Raw genomic sequence first — 22,775 nt, 5'->3', positions numbered from 1 at the left:
GTCCGGCGCCGCTCCCCTTCACAAAGGAACGCCCATGTTCGAATTTCTGCGCCTCCTCGTCGACAGTTTTTCCGCCCCCCGCTGCCAGGTGACCGCATCGCCCTCGCTCATCTCGCTCGCTATTCCGTTTGCCCCGGAGACGACGATCGACGACCGGCTGGCAAGGCGGTTCTACCGTCAGGCCGCCCGCGCGCTGCTGGCCCATCCCCGGCCGGTGCTCGACACCGATGGGGAGGGGCGGGCCATGACGACCCGTCCGGCCTACCTGGCAAACGTCCTCTGGGCTTTCCCCCCTATGGTCTTCGACCGGAACCGCCGGCGCCCACAGGGTTCGCCCCTGGACGCGCTCATCCGCCGGATCGGCTACCTGCACAGCCACGACCGCCGCTTCCACAATCGTTTCCTGAACGGCGTCACACCCAATCACCGGGTCATGCGCCACAACGGTCCTCCGGACATGGTCTTCGCCTATTGCGGAGAGCAGCCCTTTCCGGTCTCCGCCGGCTCATCCTCCCTGCCGATGACGGCCAGTTGGTGCCGGACGGAGGGCGGATGCGCCGTCACGCTGTCGGAAGAGCCGCTGCGGATCGAGGGGTACGATGATCCGGCAGCCCCGCCGTTTCCGGCAGTTCCGGCGGCTGGTGCGCAATCCGGGGGAATGGGGATCCGGCTTGCCGGCTCGGCCCGTCACGCGCCGCTGGTTCTCGACCGCTGGTTCGGCGACGGCAGCCCGGCCGCGGCGGAACGGGGGTGGATCGACATCGACTTCGCCGCCGGGACGGCATCCGGCGATGGCCTCCATATCCTGTGCACGGCGGTGCCCGATGGCCGCGCTCCAGGACAGGCGGTCTGGCGCTGCACCGCCGCCGATGCGCCGGATGGCGACCGATCCCTCCTGCTGTCATGGACGATACCGTCGACGGACATCCAGGCGGCAGCGGAGGCGGCGGTCATCGCTGCGGCTCCCGCTGATCGCCGGCCCGGCCCCGCATTGAGGGCCACGCGGATTCCTCCGGTCGTCGCGACGCCGGAAGCCGGCACCATCCTGCTGAGTCCGCCGCCGATCCGGCAGCCGCCAGCCCTCGAAGCGACCGGATTGGTCGTGCCGCTGCTGAACCCGCGCGGCATCATCGCCAGATGCGAGGTGGCGCTCGATGGCGCAGGGATGCCGATTGCCGGTGGCAACGTGCCGACAGCCGTCGAACTGGCGGTTTTCCGCGAAAGCGGAGCCGCACTGTGGTGGCGTTGGCCGGGGGAGAAATGGCGGCAGATCCGCAAGGACGATCCGGATGACTCGCGCCGTGCTTTGGCCGGACGGCTGCGCCCGCCGCCGCCGGAACTGGGCGACACGGTCGCCGCCGTGCTGGCCCTGCCCCGCCCGGTTCCCGCCCTGCTGCCGTCGCTGCCGGCCGTATTGGGGCATGGCCCCGGCGACCGGGCCGATGCCGGCGCATCGCATGTGCGGTTCCAGTCCCTGGACGGTTGCGGCTTGGTGGAACAAGGCGGACGCCGCACATCCTGGGGAACCTTGAACCTGTCCCGCAAGCATCTGCTGTTGACCGCCGCCGACAATGACGGGCTTGCCATCCGGCTGCTCGGCCGTGCTCCGGCCTTGATGCTGGATGCCGGCGGGCAGCGGATCGTCGAACGGCTGACCGTGCCGGGCGATCCACGGACTCTCGTGCTCACCGAGGGCCGTTCGCTCCTGGTCGGGTCCTTCGAGGTGACCTACCGCCGAAAAGCCGCATAGCAGACGGCGCGCATGCCGGGGCGGGAACCCGGGAAATTCCCCCTTTCCGCGAACGGAAGACCGCTATTACAGTTCCAGATCATGCGGCACTGCAAATACCGGGAAGCAGGGTGGAACATCCCCCGACCATCGCGCCATCCGGGGCGCCGTCGGTTTGTCCCGAAATATCGACCAACGGTGGAACGGTCTGTTCGCCGGCGACCTTCGAAAGGAGACGGACGCATGGAAAAGCACTCGGCGACGGGCAAAAGACGATCCAAGAGAACGCGGATCGCGACGGGTATGACGATGGTGAACACCCTGAACGCTTTCGGCTGGACGTTGTTCAAGGATCTGATCGCACGCACGCTGATCCATCCCGTCGACGGCAAAGCGCCGAAGATGCCTAAGGATACCGAGTTCGCCATCCTGCTCGAGCGCTACGTCGTTCTCTTCCTCACCACCCATTACACTGACACGCTGATTGCCGCGAACGAGAATTACGCCGCCCCGAAGATCATCTATCCGGAACTCAAGTTCCACATCGTACCCGCTTTCATCCGGGCACGCCGCCGTTTCCTGAAGGAGGCGGCGGAGCGCAACTATCCGTCCGATCGGATCGACTACCAGCGCATGACCGATTGGGGGATATCAGATGGCGGGCATGCCGAGGCCGAACATTTCGCCCAGCAGATCGGACGGCGCCTTACGATCTCCTCCACCCACCTGCCGTCCAACAAGCATCCCGCGCGGCGGAGCTACACCTCGGCCCACCGGCTGCTGTTCGCCTTTCTGCGCTGCTATCGCCGCGACGTGGAACTGGTGACCGTCCGACCGTTCCGTCATCATACGATCACCGACAGGATCCAGGAGAACGATCCGGAACTCCTCAGGAGCCTGACGGCCATCAGGGATCTCTTCCATGCGGAAGGCGGACGGTTCCAGCGCTACAGCAAAGCGCAAAATCTGCGCAGCCGATGCGGTTCCCTGCACATCCAGGTCGGCAATTCCGTGATTCCGGTTCCGGAGGAAATGTCGCTGCCGCAGGTGTTGCAATGCCTGCCGCTGTTCATCGACCCGGTCGCCCTGCCCCGCGGCGAAGGCAAGGCCTTCGTGCCGACAGAGGTCTATACCTGCTTCCTCGATTTCGTGAAGGAGCTTGCGCACAGCTATCTGCGCTGGGCGCAGTCCGGCCTGCCGCTGTCCTTGATCGCCGGGTTGGAGGAAAATCGGAAGGCGATCAGCGCCCCTCGGCTGAAGACCATAACCGCTCTCTACAAGCAGACGGTCCGCAATGCCGAATCCGAAGGGCGGAAAGCGTCCTACCCGCCGGGACGAACCGACCTGGAGATCGCCTGGAGGCAGCTTTACGGGGCGGAGACCGGCACCCGCAAGGCCGTGGCCGGTTACCGCAGCTTCTACGATTTCACGCAGACGCCCGAAGGCCGGTTCCTCGCGGGGATCCAGCCGAGGGAAACCGTCATGGCGCCGCCGCAGTTGCCGCCCGACGCGACCGACCACGCCGCACTGCTCGCCATGCTCAAAGGCGGGCTGCTCGCCCGAGAGGCCGACGCGGTGGACATCATCTGGCAGACCATGGAAAGCGACGATCTGGATGCCCTGCCCGAAGCAGCCGCACGCCATGCGCCGTTTACCGGGGTCACCGTCTTCCCCTATGGCGTCTTCCCGCCGGACAAGCGTCCGCTGGTCCTGAAATGGGTCCTGGAACATCTGATGACGGACGACGTCAATGTTTGGCAAAGCTCGGAATGGCCGGACAAATATTTCCAGACCCTTACTTGGTACAGCCACCCCGCGGACGCCGCGGACCGTTTCCGTCAGGACGCGGTTCCCGGCACCTATGGTCATCTCGCCGCCGCAAGACTGCAAAAGGCGCTGGCCTCCCGTATACCCTTCTCCTGGCTGAGCGCCGCCAGCGATGCCGAACGGCTGGAGGTGTACGACTTCTTCTGGCGTCGGCTGCGCAAATCGCCCGACCCGGAATGGCATGTTCCATGGTCCAAGCGCGGCGCCAGCCCCGGCCCATCCCCGATGGAGACACTGTGATGCTCAGAAAAGTCTTTGAAGCGCTGTTGCGTGGAAGCCGTGCCTCGGCGGACCCCGGTGCCGCATGGAACGCCCGCCTGGATCGGATCGCCGAAAGCCGTCCCGGCGAAACGCCATCGGAACGCAGCGCCCGTATCGAGAAGGCGCTTCAGGAACCACGACCTCTCCCCGCGACGCGCCTTTTCCGCAACATCGTCGATTACCGGGCGGAGCATGGCGGCGGCATCGGCACAACGGTGTCCGCTTCGCCGCCGCCGCTGTGGGCCTTGAGCGCGGGCAAGGACGGCGAAGTGCCGCTGTCCGCCGAGCCGGTTCGCTCGGCGTCCGGCGACCTCGAACTGCGCGTGACCGAGGAGGGAGAGGATCTGGTACTCGACCTCGCCGCCGATTATGGCGTCTTCGTCCAGGGCAAGCGGGCAACCGCCTTCTATTCGATGCGTACCGACCTTCTCCTGGTTCTCGGCGATCGTTCGCTGAACGACGGGCTTGGCAATATCGTGATCGAAGACCTCTCCTTCGACCGTGCCGGTTCCGCTGTCGTGAGGCTGCCGGACGATCCGTCGATCAGGCGCGCCCTGCACAGCTTTGCCATCGAACCACGGGAAAGGGGAGATGCATGACCGGCCCCTCGTTGTCCACCCGTTCCGCCGGCGCGACCACGGACGAAGCCGCCTGGCGGATTCACATCCCGCTGTGCAACGCCCTCGACCTCACGCAGACCGGGCATCTGGTTGCGGTCGAGTTCGCGCTGCCGGTGGACCGGCCGCCGCATCCGGTCGAGATCTTCAACGGCCGGACGCTGTGCACCGATATCCAGACGAAATGGCATCAGGCTTTCGGCGCCAAGACATTCGACGAGGCATTGCGCCGGGCGGTGAACCTGAGCCGGTTGAGCCGCGCCACCGGCGGCTGGCAGCGCACGATAAGCCCCGGCCGGACGCCGGCCCAATGGTTCGGTTTGATTTCCTTCCAGCGGATGCTGCGCATCACCGCAGCCGGCGCGTCGCAGGTCCAGAATGTACAGGGGGATAGAAGCGCGGAACTCGCGCTGACGCTCGGTCTGCTCGCCGTCGGCAGCACCGGCCGGAAGGAGGACACCATCGTCGCGACCGGGCAGATCGGTCCCCACTTCACGGTGGAGCATGTCGGCGGCATAGAACCGAAGCTGAAGGCGATCTGCGTGGCGGCAGATACAGGCAAACCATTCCCCCAAGGAACCCATGTCTTCTATCCCGCGGAATGCGACAGGCTGGGCGAGGTTTCGCAGGAACTGGTCGGAGCATTGCAGAACCGCGGGCTGGTCCCGATGGCGGTGTCCCATGTCCAGCAGGCGGCTGACGCGCTGCAAATCGGCCATGACGCCCGTCCCTTGAAGGCGGACCGGCTCATCCTCGATTTGTGGGGACGGGCGGGAAGGCTGTTGCATGTCGGCCGCTGGATACTCGCCCTTGCGGCCGTGTCGGCGTTGGCCGGCGGCCTGTACATCCGCCAGCGGGATGCCGTGATCGACATCGCCCCCGTCGCGCTGACCATGCCGGATCAGGACGGCAAGCCGCTGAGCCTGCAGTCCCCTTTCCATTACGTCACGTTCGTCGACAACCAGAAATATGTTGAACCGCAGCCCTTCTGCCAGGAAGGCCAGCCATCGACCGTCCCGGTACGCCACGGATACGCCACCTATGTCAGACTCGCCGGAAACTGGATCGACGATCTGATTTGGCGGGCCGGCCGAAGCGGCTTCGGGCTTCCGGCGCTGGGCTACCACCCGGCATTGGTGACGCTGCAATATGGCGCGCCCGATGAGAATCGTTCATTCAGGGTCTTTTTCGACCAGCCGGAGCCGGGAATGCCCGCATGGTTTGGAACGGCGCCAGGCGAGGTCTGGTCCAGTCGGGTCAAACTGGACGGACAGGCCGGCGATACATTGACCATGTTCGCAATCGGCCAGCGCTGGGAACGGCCCGAGGGCGACACGCTGACGAGAGAGATTGAAGAGGCGTTCAAGACAAGCAACCTCAAGGGAGCTGTTCACTTTCTTGAACGTCGCTTTTCCGGTAGGATGCGGTATATATGCACCTTCCAGACGGTGGAGAAGGGATGATGCCCGATCATGGCATGAAAATCCGGTTGTCGGCGATTCTCTGCGCTGTGGCTGCCGGAGCCGTCTGGGCGCCGCCGGCGCAGGCCCTCGGTCCATCCGGGGCCTGCCCGATGTGGAAGGAAAACCAGGAGATCAGGGATTCCGGCCTGCGCAACTTCTGCTGGCAGCTTCAGCAAGGTGTGACCGCTGTTGTTGGCGATGCTCCCGCCATTGCCATCGACCATTTTTCGGCCGCTGCTCGACTCCTGGATTCCGTCGGCCCGGCGGATCGCGACGCCGCGGCCGATGAATTGACAATCGCCGTTGCCATTGCCCGCGCCCAGAACACCGAATGGGCCACGGCAACGCAGATTCTCGAAAACTTCCATCCGCGCAGTGCCCCCGACCTCACGCTTCTCGCCCGCGGTTATCTTCTGTCCCGAATGGGCCGGCTCGACGATTCAGCCGCGCTTTTGGCAAAGGCGCGCACCGCCCTGCCCGGCCAGTGGTGCGGGCCCACCGATGGCGCGGCGCTCGCCGACCTGCAGGCGGGCAGGCCGCCGCAAGGGAGAAGGGGCGATAGCGATCCGGCAGCCGGCCATCGCCTGCCGAGCTGGCTCGGCGGTCCAGGCCAGAACGGTTGCAATGCGACGGTCGGGGCGGTCGTCGCTCCTCTGCCGCCGGTGCGCTCCTACCAGATCACTTTCGCGCTGAACTCCAGCCGGCTCCTGCTCGACTCAGGTGGTTCGAAGCGCAAGAAAGAGGTGGACGCCAACACCGCGATTCTGACACAGATGCAGCGGATCATGGCACAGTATCCCGATCGCCGTTTCACGGTGGTCGGCCGATCCGATGAATCCTGCGGGGGATTGTCGCCAGCCCGCTGCCAAAGCGGCAATCTGGCCCTTTCCCAGCAACGCGCCGATGCGGTCAGGGATTGGTTGAACAAACAGGCCACCGCCCCCAGCCGCCTAACCGCCGAGGGCGTCGGGACCGCCGGCATCCCGTACCCGCACAACAAACCGAAAGCCGATCCCCGCAATCGCATCGTCGATTTCATCCCGACGGAATCGGCAGGCGCCCACCCGACCAGGGCCTGTCCCTGGGAGGTCGCGGCCTACAGTCCGGAATTGGGTGCGCGTCAGGGCCGTTCGGTTACCCCGGTGAAGCTTGCCGACCTGCATCCGTCCGTGCAGGCGGGCGACCATCTCCAACCCACATTAGGGCCGTCCCTGGCCTCACTCGGCCTGCAGATTGAGAGCGCGGGCTACTTCATTCCAGCCGAGGCCGGTCTGCGGATCCGGTTTCGCGCCGATCTGGCGCCAAACCTCACCCACATCTATGTCCGCGACAGGACCGCCGGCAGTGGCGCCCAGACCGTCAAGAACCGCGATCTTGCCGCCATGGGCGGCATGCCTTCCGCCGGGGCAGGGGAGTTGGTGCAAAGCAATGGGTGGCTTCCGCGTACGGCCGGGGAGTTCTTCCAGCTCGACAATGACAACCTGACGGAAATCGAATTGATTGCCGCCAGCGGCCCCCTGCCCCTGGACCGGATCGGGCGGCCTAGTCTGGCGACGCTCGGTCGCGCGGATTTGGCCCAGCCCGGCCCGATCAATCCGGTGGCGGTCATCGAGAGGAGCGGCAACAGTCTTGCGATGGACAAGCCGCAGGCCGGCGAAACGGCAGCGCTGGTCCAACCGCCCCTCACGCCGCCCCTCACGCCGCCGCCGGGTCCGCCGGAATCCGCGGCGCCACCCGCCTCCGCGACCCAGCCCCTTCCTCCTCCCGTCCAGCGGGAGCCGGCTTCGCCTGTGGAACCGACCCTGGTGGTCACCCGCTGCACGGTCAAGGTTCAGCGGGCCACCGCCCTGTGAAAGCATCGTCCTGATTTCCTAGGTGCCGCCCGATGAAGAGACCCTGGACTTTCTTGCTGCTTGCCGCCGCCGCAACCTTGCTGTCCGCCAAATCCGCGGCGGCTCTGACTGCTGTCCCCGACTGCCCGGCGGACTCGCCCAACCTCGCCGTTATCATCACCAACTACCGCTATCCGGACAAAAGCGGCTGGTACTCAAAAGAAATATTCAAGAAGATTGTCGAAGACACCGTGTCCCAAAACGGCGTCGACATGGCAAAATTGTTTAAAGATGCAAAATTTTGCGTCCAGCACTATAACAATCTGACATTGCAGGATCTTAAGGCGTTGCTCGGCGATTCCAAAATGGGAAATGGAGGTCGGCTGACAACCCTCCTAAATCGGGGCATCGGGAATCGTCTGACAATCGTCTATTATTCAGGGCATTCCGAGGCGTTCGGCCGGACGCAGCGCGGCATGCTGCTGGCCCCGGTCGATGGGACGGCGGGCTTTCCAGAGACAGCCTACGATTTTGACGATCTCATCGTCACTCTGCGGGGCGAAAAGCTTAGCAGCAGGACCAGCATCGTGATGGTCGACGGTTGCCGGGACAAGGCGCCATCCTCGATCCCAGTGGCGCAGGCGTCGTCCAACAGCCTGACGGCCACGCTCGGGCATCCCACTCCAGTGATGCCCGGTGAGAATGTCGGGGCCAAGATCATCGAGCTTTATGCGACCCAAGAGCTGTACAAAGCCAAGGCGGGCAATTCAACCGACACACACACATGGTGGACGGGAGCGTTTCTAAAGGCCCTGCAAATCAAGGGAATGAATCTTCTTGAAGCGGTCAGGAAAACCGAGATCGACGTCAGCAGGCGCATCGATGAGCATGGGCTGCCCGGAACGCAACTTCCGGTTATCTACGGATCGGTTTCGCTTCTGGAACATTTTTCACTGTTTCCATCGGATGAGGAGGAACGGGAATGGACAGCGGCGCAAACCTCCAATACGGCCGCGGCCTATAGGGACTTCATCTTTCGCTTCCCGTTCAGCCGCCATGTGCGCGAGGCCGCAGTCGCCGGCGGCAAATTGCCTGATCGCACCGCGCCCATTGCAAGCGCCACCATTATCGATACGACCGAGCTGAGCAGAGCGGCTCTCGAAAAGATCAGGGAATTGCCGGTGCACTCCGTCAAAACCGCCCTGGAGACCGTTACCGGCCTGCCCAGCAAGGACGATAAGATGTTGGACAGGCGCGCGGTCGAGGAGTTCTTGAAACGTCAAGGCGAAGAGGCACTGTCTCCCAACCAGACACTGTCTCCCAACCAGACATTGGCGGTTATCGCCGCCGCCGCGGCAAAGGGCGACACCCTGGCCATCGACACGCTTGGGATCATGAATGTCCTTGGCATTGGGGTGCCCCCCAATCTGCTCATGGCGGAGGTCTGGTTCCGGGAGGCGGCGCGCGGCGGCGGAGCGGATGCCAAATATAACCTCGCCAAGTTCCTGATACAGTACAAGCCAGCGAAAACAGGAACGGAACGAACCGAAGCCTGCAGCTTGCTGAAGGATGTCAGATCGAAACACGATCAAGCCAGAACGCTCTGGGCGAAAGAGAAATGTTTGTAGTGAGGATGCCGGAAGGCATCGGGCGGTCGCTTCGCCGCCAAAGCCGCAACGCGAATGGCAGTTCGAAGTTCGAGCGTTTTCGCCAGACGCTATAGAGAACCGAGAGTTGCCATCGCTTCGGTCGGCGGCGGAGCATCGCTTGTCCAGATCTGGCCATTCGGAAGCGTCACCCCTCGTAGCTTGGCCCCGTGAAAATCCGCCTCGCGCAGATCGGCCTCACGCAGACTGGCTCCGCTCAGATCCGCGTTTCTCAGATCTGCGTTTCTCAAATCCGCGTTTCTCAGATCCGCGTTTCTCAGGTCGGCGTCGCGCAGGTCGGTATCGTTCATCCTGGCACCGCTCAGGCCGGCATTGCTCAGGTCGGCGTTTTTCAATTTGGCACCGCTCAACTCGGCCCCACGCAGGTCAGCACTTCTCAGTATAGCATCGCTCAACTCGGCCTCGAGCAGTCGTGCACCGATCAGTTTGGCTCTTCTCAATTCGGCTCCGTTCAGTTTGGCACCGCTCATCTGGACCTTGTTAAGGTCCGCATCGCTCAAATCGGCACAGCCCAGTTCGGTTTCGTTCAGTTCGGCACCGCTCAGTTTGGCCTCGCGCAGGTTGGCATTCATAAGAATGGCACCGCTGAGTTTGGCACCCGTCAAGTTGGCCTTGAACAAGGTGGCGTGGTTCAGGTCGCTTCCCCAAAGGATGGCACCGTCCATCCTTGCATCTATCAAATTGGCACCGCGAAGCTTGGCTCCGGGCAACTGGGCTTCGATTAAGACGGCTTCGCTCAGATCGGTAGGTCGTGCCCCACGGGGTGGTGTAGGAGCTGTGGGGAACCGGCCCGCCGTAGCGCCCTCCGATGGCTGGCGTAGGCGGGCCGGTTATCCATAGCGGGGCGGTCATCGCGGTTCTTCGATAGAGTCTGGTCACCACACCTCAACCCGACCGAAGGGTGACCACGATGACCGACGAGATGATGGCGCTTCGCGCGATGCTTGAGAAGGGCGCGGATGCCGATGTTCTGCGCGAGATGATCGGCTTTGCTGCCGAGCGGCTGATGGAGTTGGAGGTGCAGGGCCTGACCGGCGCCGGTCATGGCGAACGGTCGGCCGAGCGACTGGTTCAGCGCAACGGCTATCGCGATCGCGACTGGGAAACTCGAGCCGGCACCGTCGAGCTGCGCATTCCCAAACTGCGCAAGGGCTCCTACTTCCCCGGCTTTCTGGAGCCGCGGCGGATGGCTGAGAAGGCGCTGACGGCGGTGATCCAGGAGGCCTACATCCAGGGCATCTCGACGCGCTCGGTGGACGATCTGGTCCAGGCCATGGGAATGTCTGGCATCTCCAAGAGCCAGGTCAGTCGGTTGTGCGCCGAGATCGACGAGCGGGTTAAGACCTTTCTCGGCCGTCCCATCGAGGGCGACTGGCCCTACCTGTGGCTGGATGCCACCTACGTGAAGGTGCGCCAGAACGGACGCATCGTTTCGGTCGCCGTGACCATCGCGGTGGCGGTCAACACCGACGGCCGGCGCGAGGTGCTGGGCATGGACATCGGCCCGTCCGAGGCGGAAACCTTCTGGATCGAGTTCCTACGCAAGCTCAAGCGCCGTGGTCTGAGCGGCGTCAAGCTGGTGATCTCCGACGCCCATGGCGGCATCAAGGCCGCCGTCACCCGGGTCTTCCAGGCGACGTGGCAAAGGTGCCGGGTCCATTTCTCCAGGACAGCGCTCACCCACGCCGGCAAGAGCGGACGCCGTGTCGTGGCGGCCTTCATCGCCACGGCCTTCGCCCAGGACGATGCGGCATCTGCTCGCACGCAGTGGCGGCAAGTGGCCGATCAGGTCCGGGCCAAGCTGCCGAAGCTGGCCACCCTGATGGACGAGGCGGAAGAAGACGTCCTGGCCTACATGACCTTTCCCAGGGAGCATCGGGCCAAGCTCCACTCGACAAACCCGATTGAACGTCTCAACGGCGAGATCAAGCGGCGCACCGAGGTTGTCGGCATATTTCCCAACGAGGAAGCGATTACGAGGCTCATCGGCGCCATCCTCTTGGAGCAAAACGATGAATGGGCCGTTCAGCGGGCACGCTACATGACGCTGGAAACCATCGCCCCGCTCGGCGATGATCCCATCGTCAGCCTGCCCGCTGTGGCCGCCTGACCATCCGGCCAGACCGGCCGGAGAACCTGATGAGCGACCCAGATCCTACACCACTCCTCGGGGCATGATCGATCGGTATTCTGCAAGTCTGCGTCAGTCAGGTCGGCTCCCGGCAATTGAATGCCTCGCAACATCGCCCCCCGAACCGACAGGGCCTTCAGCGACACCCCATCTTGGTTCAAGTTCTGAAGTGCAATGATCCGGCCACCATCGCCCGTTCCGCCGCGCGCCGTATTGATCACGCTCCAGGCCTGATAGTGCTTTTGCTGTCGCCGATTATCTGCTTCGACCACCCAAACCACCACCCCCACAACCACCGATGCTTTTCCGATCAGTTCCAGCATCTGGAACAGGGCCAGTCCTTTGAGCCGGTACACAATATGGCACACGACCCATTCCGGACTGGCGAACCACGCCCAATACCCTCTGCGCCTCTTCCACTCACGCCAAGCCACTGGTCCTTCCTGCTCTTCCGCCATCGCGTCCGCCTAGCTCCCTCGAATTTCGCAATGCAATATTGGATTGTTTCCATTGAATCATACTCTCTTAGCTTGAAGCATCAAGCATTGAAAATTACTCATAATTGTTTTATGATTTACAGAAATCATTTTCTGATGGTTTTTTTGCAGATATATATCCTATACCGCGTCCATGTGGTGCGCTATTACAACATTTAGAATGCACATGCGCGGCAACATACCGGACAAAGGGGATTGGTCCGGACGTAACCGACTTAACGACACGGCATTGGCTAAGGTGATGCGGTGGACGGTCCTTGATTGATTTTGGTTGCCATCCCCGCATCGGGACGCGATTGACCCCAGTAGATTGATTTTGGATTCATGTCGATCAGCAAAGTTCATCAAGGCCTGTAGCCTCCGACTGCGGAAACAGTCTAGATGAACATCTCGATAAACCGTCCTTGAACGCCGGTTGAGCCCAATGAAAGGCTCGCACCGGTGAGAAGACGGCGTTCCTTTGGGTTTTTGCGGTCGATTTTGGCGGAAAATGCGGAAATATGCGGCGCTTTCGGCACTATATGGGCGTAGTTCGCCCCTCAAGCCAGATCAGGCGTCGGAAGTTGTTGGCGAGGTTGGCGAGGCCGATCTTTACCGTCGCACGACCAAGGCCGATGGTGCGGATGAACGGCCCCATGCGCTCCTTCTGGCCCGCGAGACGGTGTCTAGCCATTGCCAATCTTAGAAAAAATCCCAGCCGTTTTACCTCCCAAAGCTCCGGTACGTCTCCCAGTCACGGCACGCCGGAATCCTTGATCGCCGACCGTCCCCCGATAATCTCCGCCACCAACCCTTCCGTTTCCGTCTCCAACGCAAGAATCTTGGCTCGGATCACCTCCAGCGGGCGCAGTGCCTGCGGTTTGTAGAAGAGGCCGGTCATATTGACCTCAAAACCGACCTGCGTCTTCGTCGCGTCGACCCAGGCGTCCGGGGCGTGGGGCAGGACCTCGCGTTCGATGAACGCCGCGACACCGCCCGGTTCCAGCACCGGCACCTGTTCGGTATCGCGCAATTCGCTGTCCGGCTCATACTCCACCACGCTCGGCCAGCATCGATTGCGACAGTTTGCGGCGCTTCGCGGTCAGCTTCACGCCGCTGTATCAGCAGGGATCAGGGTCCGGAAATCCGCAACCACACCGATTTCCGGACCCTCCCTTGCCCTCCCTTCGTTTTCGCGTCCCCCTCCCTCGGACTGCCGAGGCAGGCGGATCGAAGGTCCACAGAAAGCGGAGGGAGGGTGAGTCCATCAACTCAGAATTGTACGAAGGCCGCAGCCTTTCGCTCACGAGAACGCCTGGATCCCCGTCTGCGCCCGGCCCAGGATCAGGGCATGGACGTCGTGGGTGCCTTCGTAGGTGTTCACCGTCTCCAGGTTCACCATGTGGCGGATGACCTGGAACTCGTCGGAGATGCCGTTGCCGCCATGCATGTCGCGGGCGACGCGGGCAATGTCGAGCGCCTTGCCGCAGTTGTTGCGTTTGATCAGCGACACCGCCTCCGGCGACCAGCTGCCGTCGTCCATCATGCGGCCGACGCGGATGCAGCCCTGCAGGCCCAGCGCGATCTCGGTCATCATATCGGCCAGCTTCTTCTGGACAAGCTGGGTCGCGGCCAGCGGACGGCCGAACTGCTTGCGGTCCAGCGTGTACTGGCGCGCGGCGTGCCAGCAGAATTCCGCCGCCCCCATCACGCCCCAGGCGATGCCGTAGCGCGCCTTGTTCAGGCAGCCGAACGGCCCGCCCAGCCCACTGGCATTCGGCAGCAGGTTCTCGTCCGGCACGAAGGCCCCGTCCAGCACGATCTCGCCGGTGACCGACGAGCGCAGCGACAGCTTGCCCTCGATCTTGGGCGTCGAGAAGCCCTTGGTCCCGCGCTCCACCACGAAGCCCTTGATCTTGTTGTCATGGGCGTCCGACTTCGCCCAGACGACGGCGAGGTCGGCGATGGGTGAGTTGGTGATCCACATCTTGGAACCGGTCAGCAGATAGCCGCCGTCGACCTTGGTGGCGCGGGTCTTCATGCCGCCGGGGTCGGAGCCGTGGTCCGGCTCGGTCAGGCCGAAGCAGCCGACCAGCTCGCCGGTGGCCAGCCGAGGCAGCCACTTCTTCTTCTGCTCCTCGCTGCCGTAGGAGAAGATCGGGTGCATGACCAGCGAGGACTGCACCGACATCGCCGAACGGTAGCCGCTGTCCACCCGTTCCACCTCGCGGGCGACCAGCCCGTAGGCGACGTGGCTGACGCCCGGACAGCCATATTCCTCGGGGATGGTTGACCCGAGCAAGCCAAGCTCGCCCATCTCGCTCATGATCTCGCGGTCGAACCGCTCCTCGCGGAAGGCGGAGATGACACGGGGCTGCAGCCGGTCCTGGCAGTAGGCGCGGGCGCTGTCGCGGACCAGCTTCTCGTCCTCGGTCAGCTGGGCTTCAAGGAGGAAGGCGTCGTCCCACTGAATGCTCTGCACGGTGCGTCTCCTGCTCGTGTCATATGGCGGTTCGGCCGCCACTCATCGGGCGGCAGCCATCGCCTGACAGCCATTGGCCGTCGATTGATTGAAGCGCACTGTGCCGTGTCAGCACCATACCTGCAAACACATATTTTCGATCATTCCCATATGGTTTCGATATGGATACGAACAAACTGTCTCTGTCACGCACGGTTCTACAAAAGTTTTAACGTGAAGCTTACCAATTCCTATGCAATTTTGCCGATGGCACTGTAGCCGCCACCTATCCAACGGACATCCGACCCGTGTTTGCTGCGTTGCAACCAATAACCGCCCTCGCCGGATTTCCCCTCCTGCTGGGCCTTGCTTTGCTGACACTGCTGCACGAAGACGTTGCAATTGCTGCGGGGGCCAGCCTGGTCAGCGTCGGTACGGTCAGTATCGGCGTGACCGCTTTCACGCTGCTGTGTGGGATTGTTGCCGGCGATTTGTTCATTTATGTCCTCGGGCTATCGTCTCTGCGCATCACCTGGATCCGGCGGCGGACCGAAGGGCCGATGCTTGAGCGTTGCCGTAATGCCTTGCAGCATAACTTGCTGCCGACGCTGGTGACTTGCCGGCTGATCCCCGGGGTCTTGTTCCCGACCTACTTCGCCTGCGGAGCCATGCGGGTGCCGTTCCTGCGCTTCACCGTCATCACCCTGGTGACGGCGGGCGTGCATGTCGGGCTGTTGCTGACGCTGATGACGTCGTCGCTGGAATCGGCGGCCCTGCAGGTGCAGGTCATCGGCATCGGCGGGGCGGCATTGCTGATCGCCCTGCGTACCCGGCGCGCCCGATCCATCGTAAAGGCCCTGTTCGCCCGCATCCGCGAATTGGCGGAGCCGCAGCTGCCCCCTGCCCTGCGCGCCGCGCTGCACGGCAACCCGACCCGGCGCGCAATCACCCTGCCCGGCTTGCCGGTCGTCCCCGCCGGCGCCCCCACCATCGGCTGGGCCGAGCGCATCCCGCCGCTGCTGTTCTACATCCCGCTGGTGGTCCAGTGGTTCGCGCTTGGCATCCGCTACCGCAGCCTGAGCCTGCCGACCGCCGCCAACCCGTCGATCGAGGCGGGCGGGCTGCTGGGGGAATCGAAGATCGCCTGCATGGAACTGATCGGTCCGGCGGCACGGCGCTGGGCCGCCCGGTCCATGGTGCTGGACAACCGGCCGTCGCCGACGGCTTCGGGGCTGGAGCTGCTGGCCTCGGGTGCCGGCCTGTCCTTCCCGCTGGTGGCCAAGCCCGATATCGGCTGGCGCGGCATCGGCGTGCGGCTGGTGCAGGATGCCGCCGACCTCCATGCCTATCTCCAGGGCTTCCCGGCCGAGGCGCGGGTGATCCTGCAGGAGCATGTGCCCCATGCCGGGGAGGCCGGGATCTTCTACGTCCGCAAGCCGGGGGAACGGCACGGGCGCATCTTCTCCATGACCTTCCGCTATTACCCCCATGTGGTCGGCGACGGCCGGTCCAGCCTGCGCGAGCTGATCGCCGATGATCCGCGCGCCTCCTGGAAGGCCGGGCTGCATCGCGAGGCGCTCGCCGCCCGGCTGGACGAGGTGCCAACGGCAGGCGAGACGGTGCGGCTGTCGCTGGTCGGCAGCAGCCGGGTCGGCGGGCTCTACAAGGATGCCTGCGGCCATGTCACGGCGACGCTGACCGCCCGCTTCGACGAGATCGCCGATACGATGCCGGGATTCCATTTCGGCCGCTTCGACGTGCGCTTCGCGTCGGTGGAGCGGCTGGCGGTGGGCGAGGATTTCCGCATCATCGAGGTGAACGGCGCCGGGGCCGAGGCCATCCACATGTGGGATCCGGAGTTCCGGCTGGGCGACGCCTACGCCACCCTGTTCCACCAGCAATCCCTGATGTTCGAGGTCGCCGACGCCTGCCGGGCGGCGGGCGCCACGCCGCTGACAGCGTGGGAGCTGGTGCGCTACCAGCGCCGGCAGCAGGGCTTGCTTCCGCTCTATCCCGCCTCCAACTGAACTGGCGGTCCCAGATCGGCCGGAGGCACCCAAGATCGGCCAGAGGCACGATGCACCGCAGCCTGACCCATCTCCGCAACCGCCCCACCCTGACCAGGGCGCTGGCGGTCGCCGTGCTGGCCGGGGCCGTCGCCGCCCCGTGGCTGCGGCCGTCGAGCGCTGTGCTGATCGGCTGGGATCTGGGCATCGCCGTCTATATCCTGCTGGCCGGCATCCTGATGAGCCGGGCGTCGGTGGCGTCGATGCGCCGCCGGGCACGGCTGCTCGACCCCGGCAAATGGGGTGTGTTGGCCGGGGCGGTGCTGGCCTCCCTTGCCGCGCTGGCCGCCATCGTGGTGGAGCTGGTGTCGGCCAGGGGCTCCCCGCATGAAGGGTTGGCCGCTGTGCTGGCGGCAGTGACGGTTCTGCTGTCCTGGTGCTTCCTGCATGTCTTCTTCGCCCAGCATTACGCCCACGATTATTGGCTGGACGGCGGAACCACGGGGAACCGCTGCCTGGACTTTCCCGGCAACGACGCCCCGGATTATCTGGAGTTCCTGTATTTCAGCTTCACCGTCGGCATGACGGCCCAGGTCTCCGACGTCACCACCAATGGCGCCGGCATGCGCCGGCTGGTGCTGATGCACGGCGCCCTGTCCTTCCTGTTCAACACGGCGGTGCTGGCACTGGGCGTCAATCTGGCGGCCGGGCTGGTCGGCTGATTACCCGGTTCTGAACGCCCGGTTCCGATTGCCCGGTCGTTTCGCGACGGCCCGATCAGACCGCGACGGTCTCCAGCAGCCGGTCGCGGTCGGCGGCGGAGGCCGCCTCGCCATGGAGCGTGATGCGTCCCCGCTCCACCGCATAGAAGCGGTCGGCGACCTCCAGCGCGCGATGGATGTTCTGCTCCACCAGCAGGATGGTCAGCCCGGCCCGCTTCAACTCGGTGATGATCGAGAAGATCTCGTCGACGATCATCGGCGCCAACCCCTCCGTCGGCTCGTCGATCAGCAGCAGCCTGGCGGTGCCGACCATCACGCGGGCCATCGCCAGCATCTGCTGCTCGCCGCCGGACAGGGTGGTCCCCAGCTGCCGCCGCCGCTCGGCCAGCCGCGGAAAGCGGGCGAAGGCGCTGCCGATGGCCCGCTCGTTCTCCTGGCGGGCGCGTCCGGGGCATTGGCGCAGCCCCAGCCGCAGATTCTCCTCGACGCTGAGGCCGGGGAAGATGCGGCGATCCTCCGGCACCAGCCCGAGCCCGAGACGCGCGATCTCGTCGGGCGTCCGTCCGGCCAGATCGGCACCGTCGAAGCGGATCGTGCCGGAGCTGGCCGGCACCCAGCCGGCGATGGATTTCAGGATGGTGGTCTTGCCGACGCCGTTGCGGCCGAACAGACCAACCACCTCGCCCGGCCCGGCCTGCAGGGATATCCCCTGCAGGACATGGCTGAGGCCGTAATGCGCGTGCAGGTTCTCGATGGAAAGCATGATGGCGTCACCTGTGTCCGAAATAGGCGGCCTGGACGGCCGGATCGGCGCGCACCGCCATGGGTGGCCCCTCGGCGATCTTGCGGCCCTGCGCCATCACGACGACATGGTCCGACAGGCTCATCACCAGACCGATGTCGTGTTCGATCAGCAGCACCGTCAGGTCGCCGGCCAGCGAGCGGATCAGCGCGCCGGTGTCCGCCGTGTCGCCGTGGCTCATGCCCTGGGTCGGCTCGTCCAGCAGCAGCACCCGCGGTTCGGCGGCCAGCGCCACCGCGATCTCCAGCCGCCGCTGCTCGCCGTGCGACAGGTTGCCGGCAAGCTCGCGCGCCTTGGCCGACAGGCCGAACCGCTCCAGCAGCGCGTCGGCCTTGGCCAGCGCCCGGCGGCTGTGGCCGACCGGACGCAGCGCGTGCCAGGGCCGCTCCAGCACCTGGGCCGCGATCCGCAGGTTCTCCAGGACCGGCAGCTCGAAGAACAGGTTGGTGATCTGGAAGGAGCGAGCCAGCCCGGCGGCGAGCAGCCGGTCGGGCGACCGCCCGGTGACGTCGGCGCCGTCCAGCGTCACCCGGCCGCCGGTCGGGCGGATGGCGCCGCTGATCAGGTTGAACAGCGTGCTCTTGCCCGCGCCGTTGGGACCGATGACCGAGGTGATCCGGCCGGCGGCGGCATCGAAGCCGACGCCCGCCACCGCCTGGAGCCCGCCGAAATTCACCGACAGGTCGCGCACGCCCAGTGCACAGGCGCGGCCCGCGCCCGTCGCCGCCGTCCTGAGGGAGGATGCCGTCATCGGGCCGCCCTCCCCTGGTCGCCGCGGCGGCCCAGCCGGGCCAGCAGGGCGCCGACCAGCCCCTTGCGCAGGAAGATGACGGACAGCATGAAGATGACCCCCACGACGATCAGGTGATGCTCGGTCCAGGATCCGACGACCGAGCGCAGGGCGGTCAGCAGCAGGCTGCCCACCACCGGCCCGATCAGCGTGCCGACCCCGCCGACGATGACGGTGATGACGGCGTTGCCGGAGGTCTCGAAGAACATCAGTTCGGGCGAGACGAAGCCGCGCAGCATCGGATAGAGCGCCCCCGCCGTTGCTGCGACGCAGGCCGCCAGCACATAGACCGCCAGCTTGTAGCGCCAGGCGTCGAAGCCCAGGAACGGCACGCGCTTCTCGTTGGCGCGGATGGCGGCCAGCGTCCGGCCGAACGGCGCGTCCATCAGATAGGCCAGCCCGGCATAGGCCGCCACGGTCAGGGCCAGCACCAGCAGGAAGAAGGACAGCGGGTCGGCGGTGTCGAGGCTGAGCGGACCGAAGCCGACCCGGATCTGCGGGATGCCGATCAGCCCGTCCGACGCGCCGAGCGCGCGGGTGTTGTAGACGGTCTTGGCGGCGACCTGGGCCAGCCCGAAGGTGATGAGGGCGAAATAGACGCCCTTCACCCGGTTGGCGATGACGCCGCCGATCAGCCCGGCCAGCGCCCCCGCCAGCAGGGCCGCCGCCATCGCCAGCCAGAAGCTGGCCGCGACGTCGCGCAGGACCAGCGCCGAGACATAGGCGCCCAGCCCGAAATACAGCGCCTGCCCCAGCGACAGGAGGCCGGTGTAGCCCAGCAGCAGGTCGACGCTCATCGCCAGCCCGGCGAAGATCAGCGCCTCGGTCGCCAGCCGCAGGTAGAAGCCGTTGCCGGTCGCCCAGGCGACGGCGGCGAAGCCCAGCGCCGCGGCGAGGAAGGCCAGGGCCAGCCAATGGACCGGGGCCAGACGGGAAAGCCGGGAAACCGGCCCGGCGCGGCCGGGGTCGGACAGGGTGCGCAAACTGGTGGCCTCAGGCATGTCCCAGCCTCCCGAACAGGCCCTGCGGCCGGACCATCAGCACCAGCACCATGATCCCGAACACCAGCGGGTCCGACCAGACCGGCGAGATGTAGAGGCTGGACAGCGCCTGCACCTGGGTCAGCAGCAGGCCGGCGACGACCGCCCCCTGGATCGAGCCCATACCGCCGACGATCACCACGGTGAAGGCCATCAGGATGAAGTCGCGGCCCATGGTCGGGAACACCGAGTAGATCGGCGCCAGCAGTACGCCGGACAGGCCGGCCAGCGCCACCCCGAAGGCGAAGGTGCCGGCATAGACCCGGCGCACCGGCACCCCCAGCGACGAGGCCATGTCCTTGTCGAAGGCGGCCGCCCGCACCATGGCGCCGAGCCCGGTGCGGAAGACGACCAGCCAGACCGCGGCGATCAGCGCGAGGCCGAAACCGATCAGGAACAGCCGGTAGTTCGGCAGGAACATGCCGAGGATCTCGGTGCCGCCCTCGATCGGGTTTTCGGGACGCAGGGTGTTGGGGCCGTAGACCAGCTTCAGCAGGTCCTCCAGGATCATCCCCAGCCCGAAGGTCAGCAGCAGGGTCAGGATGTGGCGGTCACGGCTGTGGAAGACCCGCGCGATCAGCCAGCGCTCGGCCAGCCAGCCGATCGGCAGCATCAGCAGCGGCACCAGCACCAGCAGCGCCCAGAAGCCGACCCCCAGCCCGGCCAGGGTCAGCGCCAGGAAGGCGCCCATGGCGTAGAACTCGCCATGGGCCATGTTGATGACGTCCAGCAGCCCGAAGATGATGGTCAGGCCCAGCGCCATCAGGACGACGGCAACCCCGAGCGACAGGCCGTTCAGCGCCTGCGGCGCCAGGACGAATTGCAGATAGTCGATGAGATCGGCCATGGCCGTCGGCTCCTTGAATGCGTCCTCAGAACCGGGTGCATTGGTCCGGCCCGATGGCGGCGTCGCCCGGAACGGTGCCGACGACGTCGAAGCGGGGGCTGTTGCCGTCCGCCGCGATGCGCACGGCGTACATGTCCTGCACCGCCTGATGGTCGCCGGCCCGCATGGTCTTGGTGCCCTGCGGCGTCGCCCAGCTCAGCCCTTCCATCGCCTTGCGCAGCGCGTCGGTGTCGGTGCCGCCGGCCTTCTCGACCGCAGCCTTGAAGAAGCCGATCAGGCCGTAGCTATCGGCGCCGTAGAGGTCGGGGGCGGTGTCGTAGGCCTTGCGGAAGGCGGCGACGAAGGCCTTGTTCTCCGGCGACGCCAGTTCCGCCGAATAGCCGACGCCGGTGACGAAGCCGTCGGCCGCCTTGCCGATGGCGCCGATGTTCTGGGCGGTGACGGTGCCGGACGCGCCGACGATGGTCAGGTTGCGCAGCAGCCCGTACTCGCCCATCTGCGTCAGCAGCCGCACGGTGTCGTTGCCGGCGGTGGAGGTGTAGAGCACGCTGGGCCGCGCGGCGCGGAGCTGGCCGAAATACTGCGAGTAATCCTTGCTGCCGAGCGGCGCGAACACCTCGCCGGTCGATTGCGCCCCGGTCTTCTCCGCCGCCGCCTTGAAGGCCGCGACGGTGGAACGGCCCATCTCGTAGTCGGGGCCGAGATAATAGACCTTGGCTTTCGGCTTGTCCTTGGCCAACCATTCCGCCAGCGCCGCCGACTGCTGCCCCGCCCGCGCGTTCACCCGGAAGACGTTGGGCGAGCATTTGTCGGTGGTGATGGCGTCGGAGAAGGAGACGGTGGTGGCGATCAGCCGGCCGTTGCGCTCGGCCAGTTGCCCGACCGCCAGGGTCGAGCCGGAATTGACGGTTCCGGTCAGGAAATCGACCTTGTTGACCTGGAACAGCTTCTCCGCCTTCTGGGTCGCGACGGCGGGGTTGGCCTCCTCATCCTCGAACAGCAGCTCGATCTGGCGCCCCATGACGCCGCCGGCGGCGTTGACCTCCTTCGTCGCCAGTTCCAGCCCCCAACGGACCTGCTGGCCGATCGGCGCATAGGTGCCCGACAGCGGGGTCACCACCCCGATGCGGATGGGTTCGGCGGCGGACGCGCCGCCGGCCAGTCCGAGCAGGACGAGCGCGGCGGTGCCGAGAAGCGTGGTCTTGGTCATGATTTTTGGTTCCTCCCTATGGGGTCCGTGCTTTGTTGTCCGTGCCTGGAGGCGTCGGTCAGACGCCCTTGAAGACCGGCTTGCGCTTCTCGGTGAAGGAGGCGACGCCCTCCTTGAAGTCCTCCGAGCCGCGCAGGCGGCCGTAGGCCTGCCCCTCGATCTCGATGGCGCCGTCGACCGACACGTTGTTGCCGCGGTTCAGCACGCCCTTGATGGTGCGCTGGGCCAGCGGCGAGAAGCCGCGCAGCTCGTCGACCAGCGCGGCGACCGCCGTCTCCAGCTCGGCGTCGGCCACGCAGTCGGTGACGAAGCCCCAGTCGGCCGCCTGACGGCCGGGAATGCGCTTGGCCCGCATCACCATGTCCTTGGTCCGGCAGATGCCGATCATGTGCAGCAGGCGGGCCGACCCGCCGGAGCCGGGGATCATGCCGATGCGCATCTCCGGCAGGGCGAACTGCGCGGTCTCCGACGCGATGCGGAAATCGCAGGCCAGCGACAGCTCGAACCCGACGCCGAAGCAATAGCCGCGGACCTGGGCGATCACCGGCTTGCGGCAGCGTTCCGGAGCGGCGATGTTGACCGCCAGCTCCGACACATGCTCCGCCGACATCTCCATGAAGCCGGCGATCCTGCCGCCGGACGAGAAATTCTCGCCCTCGGCGCGCAGGACGATCACCCGCACCCTGGGATCGCGGTCCAGTGCGGCGAACACGGCGCCGAACTGGTCGCGCTGGAGCATGCTGACGATGTTGAAGGGCGGGCGGTCCAGCACGATGTCGGCACGCTCATTGGCCTCGTCGATCTCCACGCGGAAGCCGTCGAGGTCGGCGAGCAGGCGGTCGGTGCTGTCGAAACGATAGGGGGTCACGGTGCGGAACTCCTGAAAGGACTGGA

At 65.4% G+C, this 22,775-nt stretch carries 19 protein-coding genes; 9 read left to right on the top strand and 10 right to left on the bottom strand.

From position 1 onward, the window contains the following. Positions 1-34: 34 nt before the first annotated feature. The 6 genes from AL072_RS24355 to AL072_RS24330 all read left to right on the top strand — a co-directional run bounded on the left by AL072_RS24355 (position 35) and on the right by AL072_RS24330 (position 9,357). Positions 35-1,750, top strand: coding sequence for a hypothetical protein (locus AL072_RS24355; protein WP_045583555.1), 1,716 nt, complete (start codon positions 35-37; stop codon positions 1,748-1,750). A gap of 222 nt (positions 1,751-1,972) precedes the next feature. Beyond that, positions 1,973-3,796: a hypothetical protein gene (locus AL072_RS24350; protein WP_144428365.1), complete on the top strand. Its 1,824-nt coding sequence runs from the start codon at positions 1,973-1,975 to the stop codon at positions 3,794-3,796. Further along, a complete protein-coding gene (locus AL072_RS24345; protein ID WP_045583557.1) occupies positions 3,796-4,416 on the top strand; it encodes a hypothetical protein in 621 nt (206 codons plus the stop codon). The genes AL072_RS24350 and AL072_RS24345 overlap by 1 nt, the downstream gene beginning before the upstream one ends. Beyond that, positions 4,413-5,897 carry a hypothetical protein gene (locus AL072_RS24340; protein ID WP_045583558.1) on the top strand — a complete coding sequence of 495 codons (1,485 nt, stop codon included), beginning with the start codon at positions 4,413-4,415 and terminating at the stop codon, positions 5,895-5,897. The genes AL072_RS24345 and AL072_RS24340 overlap by 4 nt, the downstream gene beginning before the upstream one ends. Further along, positions 5,894-7,750 carry an OmpA family protein gene (locus AL072_RS24335; RefSeq protein WP_158511094.1) on the top strand — a complete coding sequence of 619 codons (1,857 nt, stop codon included), beginning with the start codon at positions 5,894-5,896 and terminating at the stop codon, positions 7,748-7,750. Before AL072_RS24340 ends, AL072_RS24335 begins: the two co-directional genes overlap by 4 nt. A 53-nt stretch (positions 7,751-7,803) precedes the next feature. Further along, entirely contained in the window at positions 7,804-9,357 is a 1,554-nt protein-coding gene (locus AL072_RS24330) for a caspase family protein (RefSeq protein WP_158511093.1), read from the top strand. An 89-nt stretch (positions 9,358-9,446) separates the two neighbouring features. On the opposite strand, the gene AL072_RS33730 is transcribed toward AL072_RS24330, so the two are convergent. Next, on the bottom strand, positions 9,447-10,061 hold the full coding sequence (locus tag AL072_RS33730) for a pentapeptide repeat-containing protein (protein ID WP_158511092.1): 615 nt from the start codon (positions 10,059-10,061) through the stop codon (positions 9,447-9,449). A 245-nt stretch (positions 10,062-10,306) separates the two neighbouring features. On the opposite strand from AL072_RS33730, the gene AL072_RS24320 reads away from it, so the two are divergent. Beyond that, positions 10,307-11,506 carry an IS256 family transposase gene (locus AL072_RS24320; RefSeq protein ID WP_045582226.1) on the top strand — a complete coding sequence of 400 codons (1,200 nt, stop codon included), beginning with the start codon at positions 10,307-10,309 and terminating at the stop codon, positions 11,504-11,506. On the opposite strand, the gene AL072_RS34490 is transcribed toward AL072_RS24320, so the two are convergent. The 3 genes from AL072_RS34490 to AL072_RS24310 form a co-directional block, all read right to left on the bottom strand. Beyond that, the gene (locus tag AL072_RS34490) at positions 11,434-11,985 is read right to left on the bottom strand and encodes a pentapeptide repeat-containing protein (protein WP_144428364.1); all 552 of its coding nucleotides are present in this window, start codon (positions 11,983-11,985) and stop codon (positions 11,434-11,436) included. The two genes, AL072_RS24320 and AL072_RS34490, sit on opposite strands and share 73 nt — an antisense overlap. A gap of 772 nt (positions 11,986-12,757) precedes the next feature. After that, positions 12,758-13,063, bottom strand: a complete 306-nt coding sequence (locus AL072_RS24315) for a hypothetical protein (RefSeq protein ID WP_045583562.1) — start codon at positions 13,061-13,063, stop codon at positions 12,758-12,760. A 243-nt stretch (positions 13,064-13,306) separates the two neighbouring features. Further along, positions 13,307-14,485 (bottom strand): acyl-CoA dehydrogenase, encoded by a 1,179-nt coding sequence (locus tag AL072_RS24310; RefSeq protein WP_045583563.1) that lies wholly within the window; start codon positions 14,483-14,485, stop codon positions 13,307-13,309. Between the two features lie 287 nt (positions 14,486-14,772). On the opposite strand from AL072_RS24310, the gene AL072_RS24305 reads away from it, so the two are divergent. Then, positions 14,773-16,491, top strand: a complete 1,719-nt coding sequence (locus tag AL072_RS24305) for a VTT domain-containing protein (RefSeq protein ID WP_144428363.1) — start codon at positions 14,773-14,775, stop codon at positions 16,489-16,491. 50 nt (positions 16,492-16,541) lie between these two features. Then, positions 16,542-17,192 carry a DUF1345 domain-containing protein gene (locus AL072_RS24300; RefSeq protein ID WP_045583564.1) on the top strand — a complete coding sequence of 217 codons (651 nt, stop codon included), beginning with the start codon at positions 16,542-16,544 and terminating at the stop codon, positions 17,190-17,192. A 55-nt stretch (positions 17,193-17,247) separates the two neighbouring features. Here AL072_RS24300 and AL072_RS24295 read toward each other — a convergent pair whose 3' ends face one another. The 6 genes from AL072_RS24295 to AL072_RS24270 are packed head-to-tail and all read right to left on the bottom strand — an operon-like array spanning position 17,248 to position 22,749. Beyond that, entirely contained in the window at positions 17,248-17,955 is a 708-nt protein-coding gene (locus tag AL072_RS24295) for an ABC transporter ATP-binding protein (protein WP_045583565.1), read from the bottom strand. 7 nt (positions 17,956-17,962) lie between these two features. Next, positions 17,963-18,745 (bottom strand): ABC transporter ATP-binding protein, encoded by a 783-nt coding sequence (locus AL072_RS24290; protein WP_052710162.1) that lies wholly within the window; start codon positions 18,743-18,745, stop codon positions 17,963-17,965. Next, entirely contained in the window at positions 18,742-19,785 is a 1,044-nt protein-coding gene (locus AL072_RS24285) for a branched-chain amino acid ABC transporter permease (protein WP_082109098.1), read from the bottom strand. The genes AL072_RS24290 and AL072_RS24285 overlap by 4 nt, the downstream gene beginning before the upstream one ends. Then, positions 19,778-20,671 carry a branched-chain amino acid ABC transporter permease gene (locus AL072_RS24280; protein ID WP_045583566.1) on the bottom strand — a complete coding sequence of 298 codons (894 nt, stop codon included), beginning with the start codon at positions 20,669-20,671 and terminating at the stop codon, positions 19,778-19,780. The genes AL072_RS24285 and AL072_RS24280 overlap by 8 nt, the downstream gene beginning before the upstream one ends. 25 nt (positions 20,672-20,696) lie before the next feature. Continuing rightward, the gene (locus AL072_RS24275) at positions 20,697-21,881 is read right to left on the bottom strand and encodes an ABC transporter substrate-binding protein (protein ID WP_045583567.1); all 1,185 of its coding nucleotides are present in this window, start codon (positions 21,879-21,881) and stop codon (positions 20,697-20,699) included. Positions 21,882-21,939: 58 nt separating this feature from the next. Continuing rightward, entirely contained in the window at positions 21,940-22,749 is an 810-nt protein-coding gene (locus tag AL072_RS24270; RefSeq protein WP_045583568.1) for an enoyl-CoA hydratase/isomerase family protein, read from the bottom strand. Between the last annotated feature and the right edge of the window lie 26 nt (positions 22,750-22,775).

The organism is Azospirillum thiophilum (genome assembly GCF_001305595.1).
GTDB lineage: Bacteria > Pseudomonadota > Alphaproteobacteria > Azospirillales > Azospirillaceae > Azospirillum > Azospirillum thiophilum.
The sequence above is the reverse complement of the archived record's forward strand: the minus strand, read 5'-3'. Positions and strand labels throughout refer to the sequence as shown.